The following is a 19,968-nucleotide window of genomic DNA, read 5'->3' as shown; positions in this document are numbered from 1 at the left end:
TCAACCAAAGCTGTGGCTTCTAACCTGACATGAGCGTTCAACTGCGGCAAGGGTGAGGCACCAATGCCGCAACAGGCACATTTTGACGCAGAGTTAGACAGTGCGGGTGCGATGGACTCACTTGGTTTGATGTGATTTAGGTCAGGCCAGAGTTCTGCGCTCCGAGGTTGAGTCGGGGCGGCGTTAGCTATGCCGCATTGCCTCCTCAATCCCGGTGTGGATGCACCAGTTGATGCCGATAGGGGGTTTGTGTGACCAGGCAAGTCTTTGGAAGATTGAGTGCTGCTGCGGCAGCTGCGCTCGCACTGCTCCCGGCTGCGGCCATGAGTCAGGAACAAGCTAACCAGGGTTATGCTGCCCCGGGCCAGATCCATCTGATGGATTCGGTGACCCCGATCATGGACTCCATCACGGCGTTCCATGACGGCATCTTGTTGTGGACGATCTCGCTGATCGTGCTGCTGGTGCTCGTGCTGCTGATCGTTGTGATCGTTAAGTTCAATGCCAAGGCCAATCCGATCCCTGCTCGCTTCACTCACAACACTCTTGTTGAGGTGATCTGGACCGTGGTCCCGGTGGTGGTGCTGATCATCATTGCCATTCCGTCTTTTGGCGTTCTGGCTGATCAGTTGATCACCCCGGACGGGGAGCGCAAATATCTCGGCTCGCACGTCTTCTCATTTGGTGAGGTGGAAGTTCCCGCGCCCTCGCTGACCATCAAGGCGACCGGGCAGCAGTGGTACTGGGATTATGAATATGTCGATCAGGGGGTTGGCTTCACCCAGCTCCTGCTGGCCGAAGAAAGCACCGACGGCACGGATCGCCCTACGGTAAAGCCCAACCAGCCGCGTCTTCTCGCTGTCGACAACGAGTTGATCGTGCCGGTTAATGCCACTGTGCGCCTGCAGGTGACGGCTGATCCTGCCGGCGTGATCCACGCCTTTGCGCTGCCGTCCTTTGGCGTCAAGATGGATGCCGTGCCGGGCCGGCTGAACGAAACCTGGTTCAACGCTCGCGAGACCGGCATCTACTACGGTCAGTGCTCGGAGCTGTGCGGCAAGGACCATGCCTACATGCCTATCGCTGTACGCGTGGTGACCGAGCAGGAATTTGCAACTTTCATGGCTGCTCTTGAAGGCGGCGACTATGCTGCCGCCAGTGCAACGCTCGCGGCAGTCCAGTAAGAACACGGGTTAGGGGATCCTTTCCAAATGGCCGATATTGCTCACCTCGAAGCCCAAGCCACCGGTCATGCTCCTGTGGCGCATGATCCGCATCAGCCGACTGGCTGGCGCCGCTGGGTATATTCGACCAACCACAAAGACATTGGTATCATGTACCTGATCTTCGCCATTGTGGCGGGGATCATCGGTGGCCTGCTTTCGGGCGTGATGCGCCTGGAATTGCAAGAACCCGGCATCCAGATCTTCCACGGTCTGGCAGCGATGGCCTACGGCATCGAGGGCGGTGAAGCGCTCGATGCTGGCAAGCACATGTACAATGTGTTCACCACCGCCCACGCGCTGATCATGGTGTTCTTCCTCGTGATGCCGGCGACCATGGGTGGCTTTGCCAACTATTTCGCGCCCCTCATGATTGGTGCGCCCGATACGGCGTTCCCGCGCATCAACAACATCGCGTTCTGGCTGCTACCGCCCGCGTTCATCCTGCTGCTGATGTCGCTGTTCTTTGAAGGCACGGGCACCTATGGCTTGGGCTTTGGTGGCGGCTGGACCGTTTACCCACCGCTTTCGACCGCCGGTCACCCTGGCCCTGCGCTCGACTTCGCGATCCTCGCGCTGCATGTGGCCGGTATCAGCTCCATCCTTGGTGCGATCAACCTGATCACTACCATCTTCAACATGCGTGCTCCTGGCATGACGTTGCACAAGATGCCGCTGTTTGCCTGGGCAGTACTGGTCACCGGGTTCCTGCTGCTTCTGGCCCTGCCAGTGCTTGCCGGCGCCATCACCATGCTGCTGACCGACCGCAATTTTGGGACCACCTTCTTTTCGCCTGAAGGTGGCGGCGATCCGATCCTTTACCAGCACCTGTTCTGGTTCTTCGGTCACCCCGAAGTGTACATCATGATCCTGCCGGGCTTCGGCATTGTCAGCCACATCGTCTCGACCTTCTCGCGCAAGCCCATCTTCGGCTACATGGCCATGGCCTACGCCATGGTGGCCATTGGCTTCGTCGGCTTCGTCGTGTGGGCTCACCACATGTACACGACCGGCCTCAGCCTTGATGTTCAGCGCTACTTCGTGGCCGCAACCATGGTCATCGCGGTGCCCACCGGCGTGAAGATCTTCTCGTGGATCGCCACGATGTGGGGTGGCTCGATCACCTTCCGCACCCCGATGCTTTGGGCTGTCGGCTTCATCTTCCTGTTCACCGTTGGTGGTGTGACGGGCGTGGTGCTCGCCAATGCCGGTGCCGACCGTTACCTGCACGACACCTACTATGTGGTCGCACACTTCCACTACGTGCTGTCACTGGGCGCCGTGTTCTCGATCTTTGCTGGCTGGTATTACTGGTACCCCAAGATGACCGGGCACATGTACAACGAGTTCCTGGGCAAGCTGCACTTCTGGGTCATGTTTGTTGGCGTGAACCTGATCTTCTTCCCGCAGCACTTCCTGGGTCTCGCGGGCATGCCGCGGCGCTATATCGACTACCCCGACGCCTATGGTTTCTGGAACCGGATCTCTTCCATCGGCTATTACATCATGTTCGTCGGCATGCTGATCTTCTTCTACGCGATGTGGGAAGCCGCCCGGAAGAAGCGTCCCGCGGGTGACAACCCCTGGGGTGAGGGTGCGACGACACTGGAATGGACGCTGAGCTCGCCTCCGCCATTCCACCAGTTCTCGACCCTTCCCAATATGGACACCTCCAAGGCGCACTAAGCGCAGCATCAAGCCGGACCGCCCAAGTGCGGTCCGGAAAACTTAAGGCAAGGCGTGTGGCACTAGTTGACAACAGCACAATGATCTCCTCGGGGGCGAGCGAGGCGCGGGTAGAAGACTACTTCGCGTTGCTCAAGCCTCGTGTGATGTCGCTCGTGGTGTTCACCGCCCTTGTCGGCCTCGCAGTTGCCCCGGGCGGCATCAACCCGGTGATCGGGCTGATCGCTGTGTTGTGCATCGCCATTGGGGCGGGCGCCTCGGGCGCTCTCAACATGTGGTACGATGCCGATATCGATGCAGTCATGAGCCGGACGGCCAATCGCCCCATTCCGGCCGGGCGCATCAGCCGTGGTGAAACCCTGGTGTTCGGCGTTGTGCTGTCGGTGTTCTCCGTGGCGCTGCTTGGCCTCGCGACCAACTGGGTCGCCGCCGCTCTGCTCGCTTTCACGATTTTCTTTTATTCGGTGATCTACACCGTGTGGCTCAAGCGCTCGACGCCACAGAACATCGTCATCGGCGGTGCCGCCGGCGCCTTCCCCCCAATGGTCGGCTGGGCCGCGGTCACGGGCTCGATCACGCTCGAAAGCTGTGCGCTTTTCCTCATTACTTTCCTTTGGACGCCGCCGCATTTCTGGGCCCTGGCTCTTTACAAGCAGGGCGATTACGGCGCGGCCGGCATTCCGATGATGCCCAATGTGGTGGGTGAAGCCTCCACCAAGCGGCAAATCCTCGCCTATTCCGTTCTGCTCGCCGTTGCGGCCCTGCTGCCGACCGCGCTGGGCTTTGCGGGCCCGCTTTTTACCGTGGTGGCCGCGGTGACCGGCGCTTGCTTTTTGTACTTTGCCTGGCAGCTGTTCCGCGCCCCCGATGGCGTGCCGATGCGCAAGGCGGCGCGCAAGCTTTTCACCTATTCGCTGAGCTACCTATTCGTCGTTTTCTTCGCAGTCCTGCTCGATAGTTTCGTCGGGCGTATTGGAGTGTTCGGCTCATGAGTTCTCCCGAGGAGCCACACAAGGTTCAGCCTTTGGACCCTGCCGCCGAAGCTGCGCGCCTGCGCACCCGCCGGCGTCGCTCCATCGCACTTGGCGCCGCCCTGGCCCTGTTCGCGGTGATCTTTTACGTGCTCACCGTTATCAAGATGGGCCCCGGTATTTTGGATCGGGCACTGTGATGGCAACCATTGAGCATGCTCACAAAGCCGATCCGGGCCAGCGTAACAAGCGCATCGCCATCTCGCTAGGCGCGATTGTCCTGTCGATGGCGGGCCTGGCTTACGCTTCGGTGCCGCTTTACCAGTTGTTCTGCCAGGTCACCGGCTATGGCGGCACGACGCAAGTTGCGGCCGACAACCCCAAGGGCGTCATTGCTCGCGAGATGACGGTGCGCTTCGACTCCAATGTCGAATCTTCCTTGCCCTGGACCGTAACGCCGGCCGCTTCGATCACCGATCAGATCGGACGGGTCGATACCGTGAACTATGTGGCGACCAATCGGTCCGACAAGCCGGTTACCGGCATGGCGATTTTCAACGTCTCGCCCGATCGGGCGGGCGTCTACTTCAACAAGATCGAGTGTTTCTGTTTCACCGAGCAGACTTTACAGCCGGGGGAAACGGTGGAGATGCCGATCGTGTTCTTTGTTGATCCCGAACTCGATGATAACCACGAGCTCGCGACCATCAAGGAAATCACCCTTTCCTACACTTTCTATGCTTCAGACAACGAGGGAAGCTGAACATGGCCGAGATTGCCAAGAACCATGACTACCATCTCGTACCGCCCAGCCCCTGGCCGTTCGTTATGTCCGTTTCCGTGTTTGTTTTCGCGGTCGGGTTGATTTTCTGGATGCATCAGTGGACGCCCTGGATCTTCGTGATCGGTCTGGTAGGCGTGCTTTACACCATGTACGCGTGGTGGTCCGACGTCGTTCGCGAAGCCAATAACGGCGTTGATCATACCCCGGTTGTGCAGATGCACCATCGCTATGGCATGATCCTGTTCATCGCCTCCGAAGTGATGCTGTTCGTCGCCTTCTTCTGGGCCTATTTCGACGGCTTCTTCCGCCTCGACGATGTGGAGCAGTATGCTCGCATGGCCGCGACAGAAGGCAGCTGGCCACCGGCTGGCATCGAGCTGTTCGATCCCTTCCACCTGCCGCTGTTCAACACGCTGCTGCTCCTGACCTCGGGCACGACTGTCACCTGGGCGCACCATGCGCTGCTGCAGAACGATCGCCAGGGACTGAAGTGGGGTCTCATCCTGACGGTGCTGCTGGGTGCGGTATTCACCGTCGTGCAGGCCATCGAATATTCCGAAGCTGGCTTCTCGTTCAGCGGCAACATGTATGGCGCCACCTTCTTCATGGCGACGGGCCTGCATGGCTTCCACGTCTTGGTGGGTACGATCTTCCTTCTGGTCTGCCTGATCCGTGCCATGCGGGGCGATTTCACCCCAGAGCGCCATCTGGGCTTCGAGTTCGCCGCCTGGTACTGGCACTTCGTGGACGTGGTCTGGCTGTTCCTGTTCGCCTCAATTTATGTGTGGGGCAGCTGGGGCGTGGCGATCAATCACTGATCGCGCCATCGACAATATTCTAGCGAGGCGCAGCCAAAAGCTGCGCCTCAAGCTTTTCTGATGCAGCGTCGAGCCGACCATCGTGTTCTGTCCGTTGCAGCCGCCCTACCTGCGCCCGGCGCAATCCCTTTTGTCTGGCCCGGCTTGGCTTCCCCTGGAACCATCAAGGCCTTGACCCCCCCTAGGAGCCATCAATGACTTCGGCAAGTGAGCGCAGACCCGGCCGCGTCATGACCGGCATTTTCGTGGTGCTGATGCTGACGCTGACCGCTGTTTGCTTGTGGCTGGGCAATTGGCAACTTCAGCGGCTGGGGGAAAAGGAAGCGTTGGTGGCGGCGGTCGACGCCAGGCTTCATTCGCCGCCGGTTCCGGCTCCGCTTGTTGGGGAGTGGCCGGCGCTCGACTTGGAGGCGTGGAACTTCCAACCCGTCACACTGACCGGGGCGTTTCAGCCCGATCAAACCGTTGCCGTCTTCACCAGTCTCACCAATCCTCGCGGGCCCGCTGGGGGACCGGGGTATTGGGTAGTTACCCCTTTCGTGCTGGATGGCGGTGGCACCGTGTTTGTGAACCGCGGCTTTGTGCCCGAGCAGTATCGCGAAGCCGCCCAGGCCGACCGGGAGGGGGCGGGGGTGCCCATGACCATTACGGGCCTTTTGCGTCCGGGCGAAAAAGCCGGTTGGCTGGTGCCCGAGCCCGACACTTCGAATCGGGTTGAATGGGTCCGCGATCCCGAGCGCTTGGCCAATATGGTCGATCCGGCGCTCGCGCCGTTCGCCCCCTTCTATGTGGACATGGTGGCCGGCGAACCCGGAACCCTGCCACAGGGTGGCGAGACCATAGTGGAGTTCCCCAACAACCATCTGGGCTACGCGTATACCTGGTTTGGCTTTGCCATCGTCGCGCCCGTGATGCTGGTGGCCTGGTTGTGGGCGCAGCGCCGCCGCAAGGAGCCTCAGGGCTAAGCAAGCCGATGCTGCCTTGCGGTTCGCGCCTGCTTTGACTAGGTTGCACCAAATCTCGAAAGGCACTTGCGTTCGATGCAGTTTGTTTCTACGCGCGGCCAGGCCCCCGTGCTGGGTTTCGCCGATGCCGTGCTGGCTGGCCTAGCGTCTGATGGCGGGCTTTATGTGCCGCGCGAATGGCCGCAGGTTTCTGCCGCTGAAATTGCGGGCTTTGCTGGCAGGCCCTATCCGGAAGTCGCTTACGACATTATCAGCCGTTTTGTTGGCGATGATATCCCCGCGGCCACGCTCAAGACCATTATCGATGATGCCTATGCGGTGTTCCGCCACCCTTCGGTGGCGCCGCTGGTGGAACTCGAGCCTAACCATTTCGTGCTCGAACTGTTTCATGGCCCCACGCTCGCCTTCAAGGACGTGGCCATGCAGTTCCTCAGCCGCGTGATGGATTACATCCTGCAGCAACGGGGGCTTAGGGCCACCATTGTTGGCGCGACCTCGGGCGACACCGGCTCTGCTGCGATTGAAGCCTTCCGCGGCCGTGACACCACCGACATCTTCATTTTGCACCCGCGCGGTCGGACCTCGCCGGTGCAGCGCTTGCAGATGACCACGGTGCTCGATGCCAATGTGCACAACATTGCGCTCGAGGGCACTTTTGACGACTGTCAGAACAGCGTCAAAGCCATGTTCAACCACGCGCGCTTCCGTGACACGGTGCATCTCTCCGGCGTCAACTCCATCAATTGGGGCCGGATCGTCGCGCAGATCGTTTATTACTTCACCGCCGCTGTGTCGCTGGGCAGCCCGCATCGCCCGGTTAGCTTCACCGTGCCAACGGGCAATTTTGGCGACATCTTCGCCGGCTATTGCGCACGGGCCATGGGCCTTCCCATAGATAAGCTCGTCGTTGCGACCAACAGCAACGATATCCTGCGCCGGGCGATCGAAACAGGGCGCTATCAAACAGACGGTGTGGTGCCCACGATCAGCCCCTCTATGGACATCCAGATTTCGTCGAACTTCGAACGCTTGCTGTTCGAGGCTGTGGATCGTGACCCAAGCGCTGTGGTGCGGATGATGGATGGGCTCAAGCAGTCGGGTGGCTTCAGCTTGCCCGAAACTGCTTTGGCCAAGATCCGCCGGGACTTCGCGGCCGGCACCACTGATGAGGCCCAGACCAGCGCCACCATCGCCCAGACCATGAAGTCCGCGGCTTACTTGCTGGATCCTCATACCGCTGTGGGTGTCCATGTGGCACGCGAACACTTGCCGTCCAGCACACCGATGATCACCCTGGCCACAGCCCATCCGGCCAAATTCCCGGCGGCCGTAGCTGCGGCTTCGGGTATCGATCCTGCCCTGCCAGCCTGGCTGGTTGATCTGCACAGCCGCGAGGAGCGCCTCGAGGTGCTGCCCAACGACCAGGACCAGGTGGAAGCCTTTATTGCCGCGCGAACGCGCGCCGCCACAACAGAACGCTGAACAGGCGCTCGCAGATCGCGGCGGCCGGGAGGATTGCTTGAGCGTACAATCGACGACCCTCGATAATGGCATGGTGGTGCTCACCGACGACATGCCGCATCTGGAAAGCGCCTCGCTCGGGGTCTGGGTGAAGGCGGGGGCACGCAGCGAGCGCAAGGCCGAGCACGGGATCTCCCATCTGCTCGAGCATATGGCGTTCAAGGGCACCAAGGGTCGGACGGCGCTGCAGATCGCCGAGGCAATCGAGAATGTTGGGGGCGACCTCAACGCCGCGACCTCGATCGAACATACCGGCTATTTCGCCCGGGTGCTCAAGGATGATGTGGTACTGGCAGCCGACATTCTCGCCGACATCCTCCAGAACTCGCAATTCGATGACGACGAGCTGACGCGCGAAAAGCAGGTGATCGTCCAGGAGATCGGCGCCGCCCGCGACAATCCGGACGATCATGTGTTCGATCTGTTCCAGCAGGCGGCTTACCCCAGCCAGCCCATTGGCCGCACCATTCTGGGCACCGTCGACTCGGTGCGTGAATTCACCCCCGACACGATCCGCAAATATATGGGCCGCAACTATGTGGGCGACCACATGGTCATCGCCGCGGCGGGCAATGTGGATCACGAGGGCCTGGTTGACGTGGCGCGCCAGCGCTTTGGCGATCTCAAGCCCAATGGGGCACCGGCGCCCCAACGCGCTGAATACCATGGCGGCGAGGAGCGCCTCCTGTCCGACCATGAACAGGCGCATATCGTTCTGGGTTTTGAAGGGCGCGCCTATAATTCCGACGGCTTCTACGCCGCCCAGGTGCTGGCCTCCATTCTGGGTGGTGGGATGAGCTCGCGCCTGTTCCAGGAGGTGCGCGAAAAGCGTGGGCTGTGCTATTCCGTTTACGCCTTCCATTGGGCCTTTGCCGATAGTGGCGTGTTCGGTGTTGCCGCCGCCACGGGGGAAGACGAGGTCGAGGATTTGGTGCCCGTGGTGCTGGACGAACTGCGTCGCGCGACCGAGACCATCACCGATGATGAGGTTATCCGGGTCCGCAACCAGATTCGTGCCGGCCTGCTGATGTCCCTGGAAAGCCCTTCGGCCCGCGCCGGCCAGCTGGCGCGCCAGCAGATCTTGTGGGGCCGTCCGATTCCGATGCAGGAAACCGTTGAGCGCATCAATCGCATCACCGCCCAGCGCGTGCAGGAGGTCGCCGAGCAGTTGTTCACCACAGGGGCACCAACCCTTGCCGGCATCGGTCCGGTCGGAAAGCTGGCGGAAGTCGACGCTATCGGCGACCTGCTGAAGCGTTGAGCCGGCACCATGCTCTGGCCTTGGTCACCTCCGACATCGCCCCTGGCACTGCGTGGCCCAAGGGTGATGCTGCGCCTGCCCCAGCATGGTGATTATGACGCCTGGCATCAACTGCGCCGCTCCAGCCGCGATTTCCTGAAACCCTTCGAGCCCCGTTGGACCGAAGCCGATCTGGCGCGGCGGGTATTTGCCAGCCGGGTCAAGCGGGCCCGGGAAGAGGCCGAGCAGGGCAGTGATTACTCCCTGTTCATCTTCCACCCTCAAGGCGACCGCCAAGTCCTGGTAGGGGGAATTACCCTTTCCAATATTCGCCGCCGCGCGGCGCAGTTCGTTACCCTGGGCTACTGGATGGGCCAGCAATGGGCCGGGCAGGGGTTGATGACCGAGGCAGTCGGCGTGACCCTGCCTTTTGTCTTCGACACGCTGGACCTCCATCGCATCCATGCCGCATTTCTTCCCGGCAACATGGCGTCGAGGCGCGTGCTTGAGAAGAACGGCTTTGTCGAGGAGGGTTTTGCCGAAAAATACCTGCAGATTGATGGGCGTTGGGAAGACCACGTGCTGTTTGGCCTGGTCAAGGAACGCTACCAGCGGCTGCACTACGGACAGCGCTGATATCCACCGTTGCGCATCAGCAACACTGGGCAAAGCTTGTTCGATTCAGCTTTCCCGGCTACCACAGCGCAATGTCGCCACGCCAAGCCGTCGCCCTTCGCTTCTGAACGCGCCGGACCACTGCCTTAATGCAGCCTAGCGCAGGATATAATCGCCCCTGATGCGTCACCTTATTGCTCTCGCGACCTGCCTTGCACTCGCGCTGTTGGGCCTCGCGCCCGTCGCCGCCCTTGAGGTTATTACCGTCCCCCAGGACGTCAACGCCGTTAACCTTTCGGACGTGGTTCAGCTCCAGCAAGGCAGCGAGGGGCGGGTACAACTGTCTACCGCGCCCGGCGAGGACGGGATTATCCGCCGCATCGAGGTTTTGGCCAGCCAGCAGGGCACCAATCCCAACTGGGCCCTGTTTGCGCTGCGCAATGATAGCGACCAGCAGATCGAGCGGCTCCTCGTGGCCCCGTTCTTCCGTTTGCCAGGCTCGGGCGTGTTTCAGCCGGACCTGGGTAATGAGCGGATCACCGCGCTGACGCCAAGCGCCGGCATTCGCCCGGTGCGGCTGGCCGATAGCGAGGCCGATGTTTTCGAGATTACGCTCGATCCAGGTGCGACCGTAACGCTCGTGGCTGAATTGGCGACCGGCGAGTTGCCGGAGCTTTATCTCTGGGAGCCCAACGCCTACCGCGATTATGTGAACTCCTTCACGCTGTTCCGAGGGGTGGTGCTGGGCGTCGCCTCGCTTGCGGCCGTGTTCCTGACCATCATGTTTGTGGTCAAGGGCCGCGGGGTGTTTCCTGCAACGGCCGCCTTTGCCTGGGCGGTGCTGATTTACCTGCTGATCGATTTTGGCGTGCTGGGCCGATTGCTGGGCCTGCCCGCAGGGGCAATGCAACCCATCCGGGCAGCTTCGGAGGCTGGGATCGCCACGACCCTGGCGGGCTTTCTTTTTATCTATCTCAACCTGCATCGCTGGCATCTGCGCTTCGTGCATTTGGCGCTCGGCCTGGCGGCATTGTTCCTGGCGCTGTTTGCTTTTGCTTTTTTCCAGCCAGCGATCGCCGCGACGATTGCGCGTCTCGTCCTCGTGCTCCTTGGCGTGTCGGGCTTTTTCCTGATCCTTCTGCTTGCCCTGCGCGGCTATGACCGGGCAGTGCTGCTGGTGCCGACTTGGATCATCATCATTGCCTGGCTGTTTTTCAGTTGGCTGGTGATTTCCGGGCAGGTCTCCAATGACGTGGCCCAGCCGGCGGTGGGCGGGGGGCTGGTGCTCGCCGTCATGCTGCTCGGCTTTACCGCCGTGCAGCACGCTTTCTCGGAAGGGCAGGTGTCGATTGGCACATTGTCGGAGGTCGAGCGCCGGGCACTGGCGCTGACGGGTTCGGGCGATTTCGTGTTCGACTGGAATATCGAGCGCGACCGCGTTTCGGTCTCGGACGAGCTGGCAACGCGGCTGGGCGAAAAGCGCGGGGCTCTGCGTGGCTCGATCAAGCGCTGGCTCGACCGCGTTCACCCCGAGGACCGCGATCGCTTCCGCACGGCATTCGACACGCTGGTGGAACTGCGGCGCGGCAAGGTTTCGTCCGATATGCGCATTGCCGGCCATGACGGCAATTACCGGGCCTTCCGCATGCGGGTCAAACCCGTGCTGGGGGGCGACGGGCAGGTCAACCGTATCGTTGGCACGCTCCAGGATGTCACCGAGGATCGCGCGGCCCGGGAGCGGCTGCTGCATGATGCGGTGCATGATAGCCTCACTGGCCTGCCCAATCGGCAACTGTTCCTTGACCGCCTCGACCGCGCCCTCGAGCGGGGCCGGACCCCCAATGGCGTCAAGCCGGCTGTCTTCCTGATCGATATCGACCGGTTCATGGAGCTCGAGGAGCGGATCGGCCATTCGGCCGCCGACTCGGTGCTGCTCGCGATTTCGCGGCGCATTGCCCGCATCATGCGTCCACTCGATACGGTGGCCCGCATTACCGGCGACCAGTTCGCCGTGGTGCTGGCCGCGGAGCAAACCGCCGGGCGCATCGCCGAAACGGCCGAGCAGATCCGCAAATCGCTCAAGGCGCCGTTCAATTTTGGCGACCGCGACCTGACGCTAACAGCGTCCATTGGCATCACCATCTATGACAGCGAGCCGGCTACGGCCACCGAAGTGCTGCGCGATGCCGAGCTGGCGATGTACTACGCCAAGCGACTGGGTGGCGACCGGATCGAGGCTTACCGCGCTTCGGCCCGCTCCATCTCCGCCTACAACCGCACCAGCGAGGAGGACCTCGAGCGCGGCATGAAGAATGGCGAGCTACAGGTGCAGTTCCAGCCGATCATGGATATCCAGTCCGGCAAGATCGCAGGTGCGGAGGCGCTGATGCGCTGGAACCATCCAACGCGCGGGGTGGTGGCACCCGAGGAGTTCATTACCCTGGCCGAGCGCTCGGGGCAGATCGAGCGGCTGGGCCGCATTGCCTTTGAGCAGGCGGCCTACCACACCCGGGACTGGGTGAGTTCATTGCCCAACCTGTCCGAGGAGTTCTTCGTTTCGGTCAATCTGTCACCGACGCAGTTGGCGACGGAGGCGCTCCTCAACGACATTCGGACGATCCTCGGCCAGAATGCCGGCATTGCCAGCCACCTCAAGCTTGAGCTGACGGAGTCACAGGTGATGACCAATCCCGAGCACTCAGCCTTTGTGCTCGATGCCTTGCATAAGCTGGGGATCGGGCTGGCGCTCGACGATTTTGGCACCGGGCACTCCTCGCTCGGTTACCTGCACCGCTTCCCGTTCGACACCATCAAAATTCCGCCCGACTTCGTGCAGATCAGTGCCGTCAACGGTGCTGGACATACGCAGGGGCCGATCATGCGCGCCATCATTGCGCTAGCCAACGATCTCGATCTCGCCGTGATCGCGGAAGGCGTGGAAACCCAGCCGGAATTGGAGCGCCTGCGCGAGCATAATTGTCGCCTGGCGCAAGGTTTCGTGTTTGGCGCGGCGATGAGCGCCAGTGAATTCACCAAGCATCTGAGCGCCCAGCTGGCGCGCTAGCCCTCAGGGCTAGGCGTGGCCGGCTTCGGTGCTCAGATTGGCCAGGCTCGCATGCATGCTGGCCAGCGCCGCCTCGTAGCGCTGTTCCACCGGCGTTTCGAACACCAGATCATGGGTAAAGGGGACGGTGAGCCAGCCATTATTGCTGATCTCGCTTTCGAGCTGGCCGGCGCCCCAGCCGCAGCAGCCAAGGGCGAATAGCGCTGACTTGGGCGCAGGACCAAAGGCCATGGCACGCAGGATGTCGAGCGTTGCCGTCAGGCACACCCCATCGGCAACGGCATAGGTATTGCCGCTCTTGTAGTCGGCCGAATGCAGCACGAAGCCGCGGCCCTTTTCCACCGGGCCGCCGCGCATCACCGGGCGTTCGCGGATGGTGTCGGGCAGCCGGATCACGGCGTCGGGGTCGCCCAAGTCGAGCTCGTCGAGGATATCGGCGAACCGCATCTCGGTGATGCGCTGGTTCACGACCAGTCCCATGGCGCCGTCGTCGTTATGGCCAACGAGCAGGATCACGCTTTTGGCAAAGCGTTCATCTGCCATATCAGGCATCGCGACCAGCATCTGTCCTTCAAGTGTCGTCATAGCGCTATAATAGGCATTCGCCGCGGCACTGCCAAGTTGGGCTGCGTCAGGTTGGCATATCGGGGGCATCACGAAGCCCTGATGAGGCGTCAGCTTTTTCTTCACCTCATCCTGCGTTAATGCCCGCCCATGCAGTGCGCTCCGCTCATCGCCGCTCTTTTTGTGCTCGTCTCGCCCGCCTGGGCTGGCGAAACGCCGTGGCAGGAAGTGGCGCCGGGGGTGAAGCTCCGGCTGATCAGCACCGGCGAAGTGCGGGCCGATGGCTCGGCCATGCTGGGCCTCGAGATCGATATGCCGGCAACCACCAAGACCTATTGGCGGGTGCCGGGCGATACGGGCTTGCCGACCAAGCTCGATTGGATGGGGTCGGTGGGCATAACGGGCGGGCAGATCCATTGGCCCTATCCCTCTCGCTCCGAGACCGCGGACTATCTCGACTATGTCTATTTCGGGCCCACGGTGCTGCCCATCGAGGTGCGCGTCGACGGCGCCGAGCCGGTGGTGGAGCTCTCGGCGCTGTTGGGCATCTGCTCGGACATCTGCATGCCGGCCCAGGCGCGGTTCAGCCTGCCGCTCCAGCTCGGTGCGCCGGACCGGGCCAATGGTTTGCGCATCCGGCAGGCCCTGGCCGCCATCCCCCTTCCCTGGGACGGGTCGGGCGAGCCCATTTCCGGAGTGCAACTGGGGGCCGATGGCGAAAGCCTCGATGTCCGGATTGCCGATCCGGCGGTGGAGCCGGATTCGCTGATTGCCGCGACCGCTTCGGGCGAGCCGCTGTTTGGCAGTCCGCAAAGCGGGGCCGAGCCCGGGCTGGTGCTGGTGCCGGTTCGAGGCGAGGATGGCGCCGCCGATCTGCACAACGAAACGATCGAGTTGACCTTCATGACCAGCCGCGGGCCCTATGTCGTGGTTCGCAAGGTCGAGGGGCCGCAAGCGCCCGAGGAATGAGGAAATCGGGGATCGCCCTTGTATGCCTAACCAAAGCCGCATATCCCGGTCAGGAAGGTGGCGGTATCGGCCGCAAAGACGGCCTGCAATGGAGCAAAAACAGCAATGATCAAGAGTGGCGATGCGCTTCCGTCCGTGCCGGTAAAGCTTGTCGGGGCCGAGGGGAGCACTGACACCACCAGCGATGCCGTGCTGGGCACAGGCACGGTGGTGTTGTTTACCGTTCCCGGTGCGTTTACCCCGGGCTGCCACGTCAATCATCTGCCTGGCTTTATCGCCAACGAGGCCAAGCTGCGCGCCCAAGGCGTGGATCGCATTGTTTGCGCCGCCGTCAACGACCACCATGTGATGAAAGCCTGGGCCGAAGCCTCGGGCGCGGTGGGCAAGATCGACTTCCTGGCCGATGGCAATGGCGAGCTTGCCGACGCCATGGGCCTGAGCAAGGACCTCAGCGTTGCCGGCATGGGCAAGCGCTTCATGCGCTCGGCGCTGGTGATCCGCGATGGGGTGGTACAGATCGTCGCGCCCGAGGAGGGCCCCGGGATCACGGCCAGCGGCGCGCCAGCCATTCTGATGGCGCTGGAAGCGGCCAACACCCCTTCGACGCTCTAGGAGGCCGGTATGCGCAAGATTTCGCTTCGAGCGGCGGGCAAATTCGGTATGCGCGCCGGTAGCGCGGGCGTCGTTGCGGCGCTGCTGGCGGGTTGTTCCATGGGCGGGTTGATGGGCGGCAACGGCACGCCGGCGGCCCAGCAGAACCTGCAGAACGCCACCGCGAGCCCGGCCGCCATGGCCGAGGCGCAAACCAATGCCCTGCCGGCGATTGCCACCGAATGCCCGCCCATCAAGGTGCGGCCGGGCGGGGAAGCCATGTATTATTACGGCAATGGCCGCACCGGCGATCCGCGCTCACTGCAATATCAGGGCGTGATCGAGGAAAGCTCGCGCAATTGCGTGGTTTCCAATGGTCTCATCACGGTGCAGATGGGTGTGGTCGGCCGCGTGCTGCTGGGCCCGGCGGGCGACCAGAAATCGGTGACGGCGCCGATCCGCTTTGCGGTGGAACGCGACGGGCAGGCCGTGTTCTCGGAGAAATACTCGATCCCCGTGGCGATCACGCCGCCCGCGCAATCGGCCGAGTTCGTCAAAGTGGTCGAAAATGTCGCCATTCCCTATCTGGGGGGTGAGGAGATCACCATCTGGGTCGGCTTCGATACCCGCGGCTAAGTTCACCTCAGAAATCGAGCCGGGCGTGCCAAAGCGCCGCCCGGGTTTAACACCCTGCGGTTGCTGCTGCGTCATGGGGCGAGATTCGTCCCGGTGCCGGTCGTCCGGCCTTGCAGGATAGAGGTGGAACTCACCTCGCCCCATGTTTCCCAGGGACTCTGTGGTGAAAGACCGTCCTCGGCTTGGACCCGCGCCGACTAGGGCACGATGTGCCCGGTGCCCGGGGTGAGGTCGGGCCAGATCATCCGTCACCGCAGGAGATGGAGCGACCTCCACCTCACCCGGCATTCCCGCACCGACCGTTCGTCGCGACCGCGCAGCTTGTGCGGGAACAGGGGCGATTGTGCCTGAGGTTTTCGGGGGCGGGGATAATTTTCTTGCGGGGCTGGTGCTGGCGCCCTCGCCCTTCGAGGCCGCTGCGCGGCACCTCAGGGTGAGGGCTGGGAGGGGCTGGTGAGTGGGCGTTAAGGTTGGAAAGAGCAGGGAGCTTTCCGGAGCCCTCATGGTGAGGTGCGCAGCGAAGCGTAGCCTCGAACCATGGGGGCGGCCATCATCAACTTGCGAGTTGCCCCACAAAGGGCGTTTGAAGACGGTGCCACAGGCTCGATTGTCAGGCCGGGATAAGTCGGTCCAAGAGTCCCGGCATCGAGTTCTTGGATAGGCCTGAACCCCCACCCTTTCAGCCATTCGGGCATCGCCCTCATGGCCTTCTTGCCTCCGACCGCTCCACTGGAGCGATCGGCCGCGGAGCGGACGGCGCGAAGCCCCACAAGGGGGAGGGTGTCGACTGAAAAGGCGGTTCATCAAATGGCGGTCTAGCGACGGGCCGGTGCTGCACCCACGCAGAACCGCCACCCTTTCAGCCATTCGGGCATAGCCCTCATGGCCTTCTTGCCTCCCATCGCTCCACTGGAGCGATCGGCCGCGGTGCGGACAGCGCGAAGCCCCACAAGGGGGAGGGTGTCGACTGAGAGGCTTTACCGCACGCCCACAAAAAAGCCCCCGGCTGGTGCCGGGGGCTGCATTCACGCCGCCGAAGCCAGCAGCGGCTTATTCCGCCGCTTGCGCCAGCTCGGTGGGCTCCCAGCGCAGGATGGGACTGCGGGCGGCGCGGGTTTCGTCGAGCCGACGGCGAGGGGCCTTGGTGGGGGCGGCGGTGAAGCGCTCGCTATTGCCCGCCTTGGCTGCGGTCGCCAGTTCCACCATCACATCGCAGAATTGGTCGAGCGTCTGCTTGCTTTCGCTTTCGGTGGGCTCGATCAGCATGGCGCCGTGCACGACCAGCGGGAAATACATGGTCATGGGGTGGAAACCCTCGTCGATCAGCGCCTTGGCAAAATCGAGAGTTGAAACCCCGGTATCCTTGAGGAAGCTGTCGTCAAACAGCGCCTCGTGCATGGTGGGATAATCGGGGAACGGCACCGAGAACAGATGCTGCAGGCGCGCCTTGATGTAGTTGGCGTTGAGCACCGCATCCTCGGCGGCCTGGGCGAGGCCATCGGCGCCGTGGCTGAGCATATAGGTGAGGGCGCGGACATACATGCCCATCTGGCCATGGAACGCCGTGACGCGGCCCAGAGCCTGGTCCTGCACATGTTCCACCAGTTCCAGCCCATTACCGCTCTTGCGCACGAAGGGGACCGGCGCAAAGGGGGCCAGCGCCTCCGACAACACCACCGGACCGGCACCGGGCCCGCCGCCGCCATGGGGTGTCGAGAAGGTCTTGTGCAGGTTGATATGCATGGCATCGATGCCAAGATCGCCCGGGCGGACCACCCCCATGATGGCGTTGAAATTGGCGCCATCGCAGTAAAAGAACGCCCCGGCATCATGCACGGCCTGGGCAATCTCGATCACTTCGGGCTCAAAAAGGCCGCAGGTGTTGGGATTGGTCAGCATGATGGCCGCGACTTGGGGCGACAATGCCGCCTTGACCGCTTCCACATCGACGGTCCCATCGGCGCGGGCGGGCACGGCCTTGACCGAATAGCCGAGGAAGGCGGCGGTGGCCGGATTGGTGCCATGGGCGCTTTCGGGCACAAGCACGACAGTGCGGTGCGCCTGACCGGCGGCTTCCTGAGCGGCCTTGATCGCCATCATGCCCAAGAGCTCACCGTGTGCGCCAGCCTTGGGGGAGAGGGCCACGGCGGCGGTATTGGTGAGGGTCATCAGCCAATGGCTGAGCTGGTTCATCAGCTCGAGCGCACCCTGCACGGTGGAAACCGGCTGGAGCGGGTGGATGTCAGCAAAACCGGGCAGCCGCGCCATCTTCTCGTTGAGGCGGGGATTGTGCTTCATGGTGCACGATCCCAAGGGATACATGCCACTATCGATGGAGTGGTTCATGCGCGAGAGGCGCACATAGTGGCGCATGGCTTCGGGCTCGGTGAGCCCGGCGAGGTCAAGCTTGGCCTTGCGGCCAAAACCGCCCAAGCGATCACTGGCAAGCTCCACCTCGGGCAGATCGACCCCTGAATGCTCGGTATCGCCGATCTCGAACAGGAGCGGTTCATCGGGGATGAGTGCTGAGCCAGAGGCGCTGGTGCTGCCGCCGGTGCCGATACCGGAGGGCCGACCCTGATTGTTCATGCTCATGCCAGTTCCTCCGTCAGAGCCGCGGTGAGGGCGGCGATATCGGACTCGGTGGTGAGTTCGGTCGCGGCCACAATGATGAGATTCTCCACCTCGGGATCACCCGGCAGTAGGCGGCTCGCGGGCACCCCAGCCAGGATTCCCCGCCCGGCGAGCCGCTCGACAAGGCCAGCAGCCGGCTGGGTGACACGGATGGTCATCTCATTAAAGAAGGTCGTATTGAGCACCTCTATGCCCGCGACCCCGGCCAGCGCATCGGCCAGCCGCATCGCATTGGCATGGTTGAGGCGAGCCAGGCGCACAAAGCCCGCCTCGCCCAAGAGCGCCATATGGATGGAGAAGGCCAGGGCGCAAAGCCCGGAATTGGTGCAGATGTTGGACGTGGCTTTCTCGCGGCGGATGTGCTGCTCGCGGGTGGACAGCGTCAGCACGAAGCCGCGATTCCCGTCGGCGTCAACGGTTTCGCCGCAAAGCCGGCCCGGCATCTGGCGAATGAATTCCTTCTTGGTCGCCATGAGCCCAAGATAGGGGCCGCCATAGTTGAGGGCATTGCCGATCGACTGGCCTTCGCCGACAACGATATCGGCACCCAGCGCGCCGGGCGCTTCGATGAGCCCCAGCGACACGATCTCGGTGATGACGACGATCAGCAGCGCGCCCTTGGCATGAGCGGCATCCGCGGCCGCCTGCAGATCACGCAGATGACCGTAGAAGTCGGGGGTCTGCACGACGATGGCAGCGGTTTGCCCATCGATATGGTCGAGCAGGTCGCCCTGGCCCTCAGGGGAGGGGGAGAGGCAAAGGAGATCGGGATCGTCCTTGAGATAGGAGCGGACCACATCGCGATATTGGGGATGGAGGCCCCCGGACAGCACGATCTTGCGCCGGCGGGTGAGGCGCCTGGCCATCAGCACCGCTTCAGCGGTGGCGGTGGAGCCATCGTAAAGCGAGGCATTGGCCACATCCATGCCGGTGAGCTTGGCGACCTGAGTCTGGAACTCGAACAGCATCTGCAGGGTGCCCTGCGAGATTTCGGGCTGATAGGGCGTATAGGCGGTGAGCCATTCCGAGCGCTGGATCAGGTGATCGACCGTGGCGGGCACATGATGGCGATAGGCACCGGCGCCGAGAAAGAACGGGCCATCCCCCGCGGCATGGTTCATGCCGGCAAGGCGGCGCATATGCGCCTCGACCAGATATTCGGGGCTGTGCGCGGGCAGGTCGAGATCAAAGGATTTGAGGGCGCCTGCGGGCACGGCGCTGAACAGCGCCTCAACGCTCGTGGCGCCGATCACATTGAGCATGGCGGACCGTTCGGCCGCCGAATGGGGAAGGTAGCGCATGAGGGGGTCCGCCTAGAGCGTCAGTTGGGCATAGCCGTCGGCGTCGAGCAGGGTGTCGAGCTCGTCGGCATTGGCGATTTCAACCTTGAACAGCCAACCCTGCGCTTCAGGATCGCTGTTGATGAGGCCGGGCTGGCTGGAAAGGGCCGGATTGACCTCGGTGACGGTGCCCGTCACCGGGGCATAAATCTCGGACGCGGCCTTGACCGATTCAACGACGGCGGCTTCGGCGCCCTTGGTCAGCTGCTTGCCGACGTCCGGCAGCTCGACAAAGACGATATCGCCCAGCTGTTCCTGCGCATAAGGCGTGATGCCGACAATGCCGGTGGTGCCTTCAACGCGGATATATTCATGCTCGGGAGTGAACTTGGTGGTCATGGGAGAAG

18 protein-coding genes are annotated in these 19,968 nt (G+C 62.6%); 14 read left to right on the top strand and 4 right to left on the bottom strand.

Going from position 1 to position 19,968, the window contains the following annotated elements; translation table 11 throughout:
* Positions 1-323 precede the first annotated feature (323 nt).
* The 11 genes from coxB to AC3YMN_RS14955 all read left to right on the top strand — a co-directional run bounded on the left by coxB (position 324) and on the right by AC3YMN_RS14955 (position 12,887).
* A complete protein-coding gene (coxB, locus tag AC3YMN_RS15005) occupies positions 324-1,184 on the top strand; it encodes a cytochrome c oxidase subunit II (RefSeq protein WP_127752174.1) in 861 nt (286 codons plus the stop codon).
* Positions 1,185-1,211: 27 nt separating this feature from the next.
* Positions 1,212-2,909, top strand: a complete 1,698-nt coding sequence (ctaD, locus tag AC3YMN_RS15000) for a cytochrome c oxidase subunit I (protein WP_127752175.1) — start codon at positions 1,212-1,214, stop codon at positions 2,907-2,909.
* Between the two features lie 56 nt (positions 2,910-2,965).
* Complete coding sequence (locus tag AC3YMN_RS14995; RefSeq protein ID WP_489890614.1) at positions 2,966-3,901, top strand: heme o synthase; 936 nt, start codon at positions 2,966-2,968, stop codon at positions 3,899-3,901.
* Positions 3,898-4,080: a cytochrome c oxidase system small membrane protein gene (locus AC3YMN_RS14990; RefSeq protein WP_127752176.1), complete on the top strand. Its 183-nt coding sequence runs from the start codon at positions 3,898-3,900 to the stop codon at positions 4,078-4,080. Before AC3YMN_RS14995 ends, AC3YMN_RS14990 begins: the two co-directional genes overlap by 4 nt.
* On the top strand, positions 4,080-4,643 hold the full coding sequence (locus tag AC3YMN_RS14985; protein ID WP_489890613.1) for a cytochrome c oxidase assembly protein: 564 nt from the start codon (positions 4,080-4,082) through the stop codon (positions 4,641-4,643). Before AC3YMN_RS14990 ends, AC3YMN_RS14985 begins: the two co-directional genes overlap by 1 nt.
* 2 nt (positions 4,644-4,645) lie before the next feature.
* Entirely contained in the window at positions 4,646-5,482 is an 837-nt protein-coding gene (locus tag AC3YMN_RS14980; protein WP_172122579.1) for a cytochrome c oxidase subunit 3, read from the top strand.
* 194 nt (positions 5,483-5,676) lie between these two features.
* Positions 5,677-6,447, top strand: a complete 771-nt coding sequence (locus AC3YMN_RS14975; protein ID WP_489890611.1) for an SURF1 family protein — start codon at positions 5,677-5,679, stop codon at positions 6,445-6,447.
* A 75-nt stretch (positions 6,448-6,522) separates the two neighbouring features.
* On the top strand, positions 6,523-7,929 hold the full coding sequence (gene thrC, locus AC3YMN_RS14970) for a threonine synthase (protein ID WP_489890610.1): 1,407 nt from the start codon (positions 6,523-6,525) through the stop codon (positions 7,927-7,929).
* 37 nt (positions 7,930-7,966) lie between these two features.
* Entirely contained in the window at positions 7,967-9,229 is a 1,263-nt protein-coding gene (locus AC3YMN_RS14965) for a M16 family metallopeptidase (protein ID WP_489890609.1), read from the top strand.
* A 66-nt stretch (positions 9,230-9,295) separates the two neighbouring features.
* Positions 9,296-9,844, top strand: a complete 549-nt coding sequence (locus tag AC3YMN_RS14960; protein ID WP_248305237.1) for a GNAT family N-acetyltransferase — start codon at positions 9,296-9,298, stop codon at positions 9,842-9,844.
* Between the two features lie 160 nt (positions 9,845-10,004).
* Positions 10,005-12,887 (top strand): EAL domain-containing protein, encoded by a 2,883-nt coding sequence (locus tag AC3YMN_RS14955; protein ID WP_489890608.1) that lies wholly within the window; start codon positions 10,005-10,007, stop codon positions 12,885-12,887.
* 9 nt (positions 12,888-12,896) lie between these two features.
* Here the strand turns inward: AC3YMN_RS14955 and AC3YMN_RS14950 are convergent, their stop codons facing one another.
* Complete coding sequence (locus AC3YMN_RS14950) at positions 12,897-13,472, bottom strand: YqgE/AlgH family protein (RefSeq protein WP_172122582.1); 576 nt, start codon at positions 13,470-13,472, stop codon at positions 12,897-12,899.
* Between the two features lie 129 nt (positions 13,473-13,601).
* Between AC3YMN_RS14950 and AC3YMN_RS14945 the strand changes: the two genes are divergently transcribed.
* From AC3YMN_RS14945 to AC3YMN_RS14935, 3 genes are all read left to right on the top strand, one after another.
* A complete protein-coding gene (locus AC3YMN_RS14945; protein WP_489890607.1) occupies positions 13,602-14,420 on the top strand; it encodes a protein-disulfide reductase DsbD domain-containing protein in 819 nt (272 codons plus the stop codon).
* Positions 14,421-14,525: 105 nt separating this feature from the next.
* The gene (locus AC3YMN_RS14940; RefSeq protein ID WP_172122584.1) at positions 14,526-15,032 is read left to right on the top strand and encodes a peroxiredoxin; all 507 of its coding nucleotides are present in this window, start codon (positions 14,526-14,528) and stop codon (positions 15,030-15,032) included.
* A gap of 9 nt (positions 15,033-15,041) precedes the next feature.
* On the top strand, positions 15,042-15,647 hold the full coding sequence (locus tag AC3YMN_RS14935) for a hypothetical protein (RefSeq protein ID WP_489890606.1): 606 nt from the start codon (positions 15,042-15,044) through the stop codon (positions 15,645-15,647).
* Positions 15,648-16,697: 1,050 nt separating this feature from the next.
* On the opposite strand, the gene gcvPB is transcribed toward AC3YMN_RS14935, so the two are convergent.
* The 3 genes from gcvPB to gcvH are packed head-to-tail and all read right to left on the bottom strand — an operon-like array spanning position 16,698 to position 19,960.
* On the bottom strand, positions 16,698-18,242 hold the full coding sequence (gene gcvPB, locus AC3YMN_RS14930; RefSeq protein WP_489890605.1) for an aminomethyl-transferring glycine dehydrogenase subunit GcvPB: 1,545 nt from the start codon (positions 18,240-18,242) through the stop codon (positions 16,698-16,700).
* On the bottom strand, positions 18,239-19,582 hold the full coding sequence (gene gcvPA / locus AC3YMN_RS14925) for an aminomethyl-transferring glycine dehydrogenase subunit GcvPA (RefSeq protein ID WP_489890604.1): 1,344 nt from the start codon (positions 19,580-19,582) through the stop codon (positions 18,239-18,241). The genes gcvPB and gcvPA overlap by 4 nt, the downstream gene beginning before the upstream one ends.
* Before the next feature lie 12 nt (positions 19,583-19,594).
* Positions 19,595-19,960, bottom strand: coding sequence for a glycine cleavage system protein GcvH (gcvH, locus tag AC3YMN_RS14920; RefSeq protein ID WP_489890603.1), 366 nt, complete (start codon positions 19,958-19,960; stop codon positions 19,595-19,597).
* Positions 19,961-19,968: the final 8 nt, after the last annotated feature.

The organism is Devosia sp. Z11_6, from assembly GCF_058133665.1.
Note: the sequence above shows the minus strand (reverse complement) of the source record. Positions and strands in the feature narration are given on the sequence as shown.

What these genes read in the sequence shown, in the direction of transcription:
- coxB (WP_127752174.1), top strand. Translation starts at nt 324, where the DNA reads ATGAGTCAGGAACAAGCTAACCAGGGTTATGCTGCCCCGGGCCAGATC.
- ctaD (WP_127752175.1), top strand. Translation starts at nt 1,212, where the DNA reads ATGGCCGATATTGCTCACCTCGAAGCCCAAGCCACCGGTCATGCTCCT.
- AC3YMN_RS14990 (WP_127752176.1), top strand. Translation starts at nt 3,898, where the DNA reads ATGAGTTCTCCCGAGGAGCCACACAAGGTTCAGCCTTTGGACCCTGCC.
- AC3YMN_RS14985 (WP_489890613.1), top strand. Translation starts at nt 4,080, where the DNA reads ATGGCAACCATTGAGCATGCTCACAAAGCCGATCCGGGCCAGCGTAAC.
- AC3YMN_RS14980 (WP_172122579.1), top strand. Translation starts at nt 4,646, where the DNA reads ATGGCCGAGATTGCCAAGAACCATGACTACCATCTCGTACCGCCCAGC.
- AC3YMN_RS14975 (WP_489890611.1), top strand. Translation starts at nt 5,677, where the DNA reads ATGACTTCGGCAAGTGAGCGCAGACCCGGCCGCGTCATGACCGGCATT.
- thrC (WP_489890610.1), top strand. Translation starts at nt 6,523, where the DNA reads ATGCAGTTTGTTTCTACGCGCGGCCAGGCCCCCGTGCTGGGTTTCGCC.
- AC3YMN_RS14960 (WP_248305237.1), top strand. Translation starts at nt 9,296, where the DNA reads ATGCTGCGCCTGCCCCAGCATGGTGATTATGACGCCTGGCATCAACTG.
- AC3YMN_RS14955 (WP_489890608.1), top strand. Translation starts at nt 10,005, where the DNA reads ATGCGTCACCTTATTGCTCTCGCGACCTGCCTTGCACTCGCGCTGTTG.
- AC3YMN_RS14950 (WP_172122582.1), bottom strand. Translation starts at nt 13,472, where the DNA reads ATGACGACACTTGAAGGACAGATGCTGGTCGCGATGCCTGATATGGCA.
- AC3YMN_RS14945 (WP_489890607.1), top strand. Translation starts at nt 13,602, where the DNA reads ATGCAGTGCGCTCCGCTCATCGCCGCTCTTTTTGTGCTCGTCTCGCCC.
- AC3YMN_RS14940 (WP_172122584.1), top strand. Translation starts at nt 14,526, where the DNA reads ATGATCAAGAGTGGCGATGCGCTTCCGTCCGTGCCGGTAAAGCTTGTC.
- AC3YMN_RS14935 (WP_489890606.1), top strand. Translation starts at nt 15,042, where the DNA reads ATGCGCAAGATTTCGCTTCGAGCGGCGGGCAAATTCGGTATGCGCGCC.
- gcvPB (WP_489890605.1), bottom strand. Translation starts at nt 18,242, where the DNA reads ATGAGCATGAACAATCAGGGTCGGCCCTCCGGTATCGGCACCGGCGGC.
- gcvPA (WP_489890604.1), bottom strand. Translation starts at nt 19,582, where the DNA reads ATGCGCTACCTTCCCCATTCGGCGGCCGAACGGTCCGCCATGCTCAAT.
- gcvH (WP_489890603.1), bottom strand. Translation starts at nt 19,960, where the DNA reads ATGACCACCAAGTTCACTCCCGAGCATGAATATATCCGCGTTGAAGGC.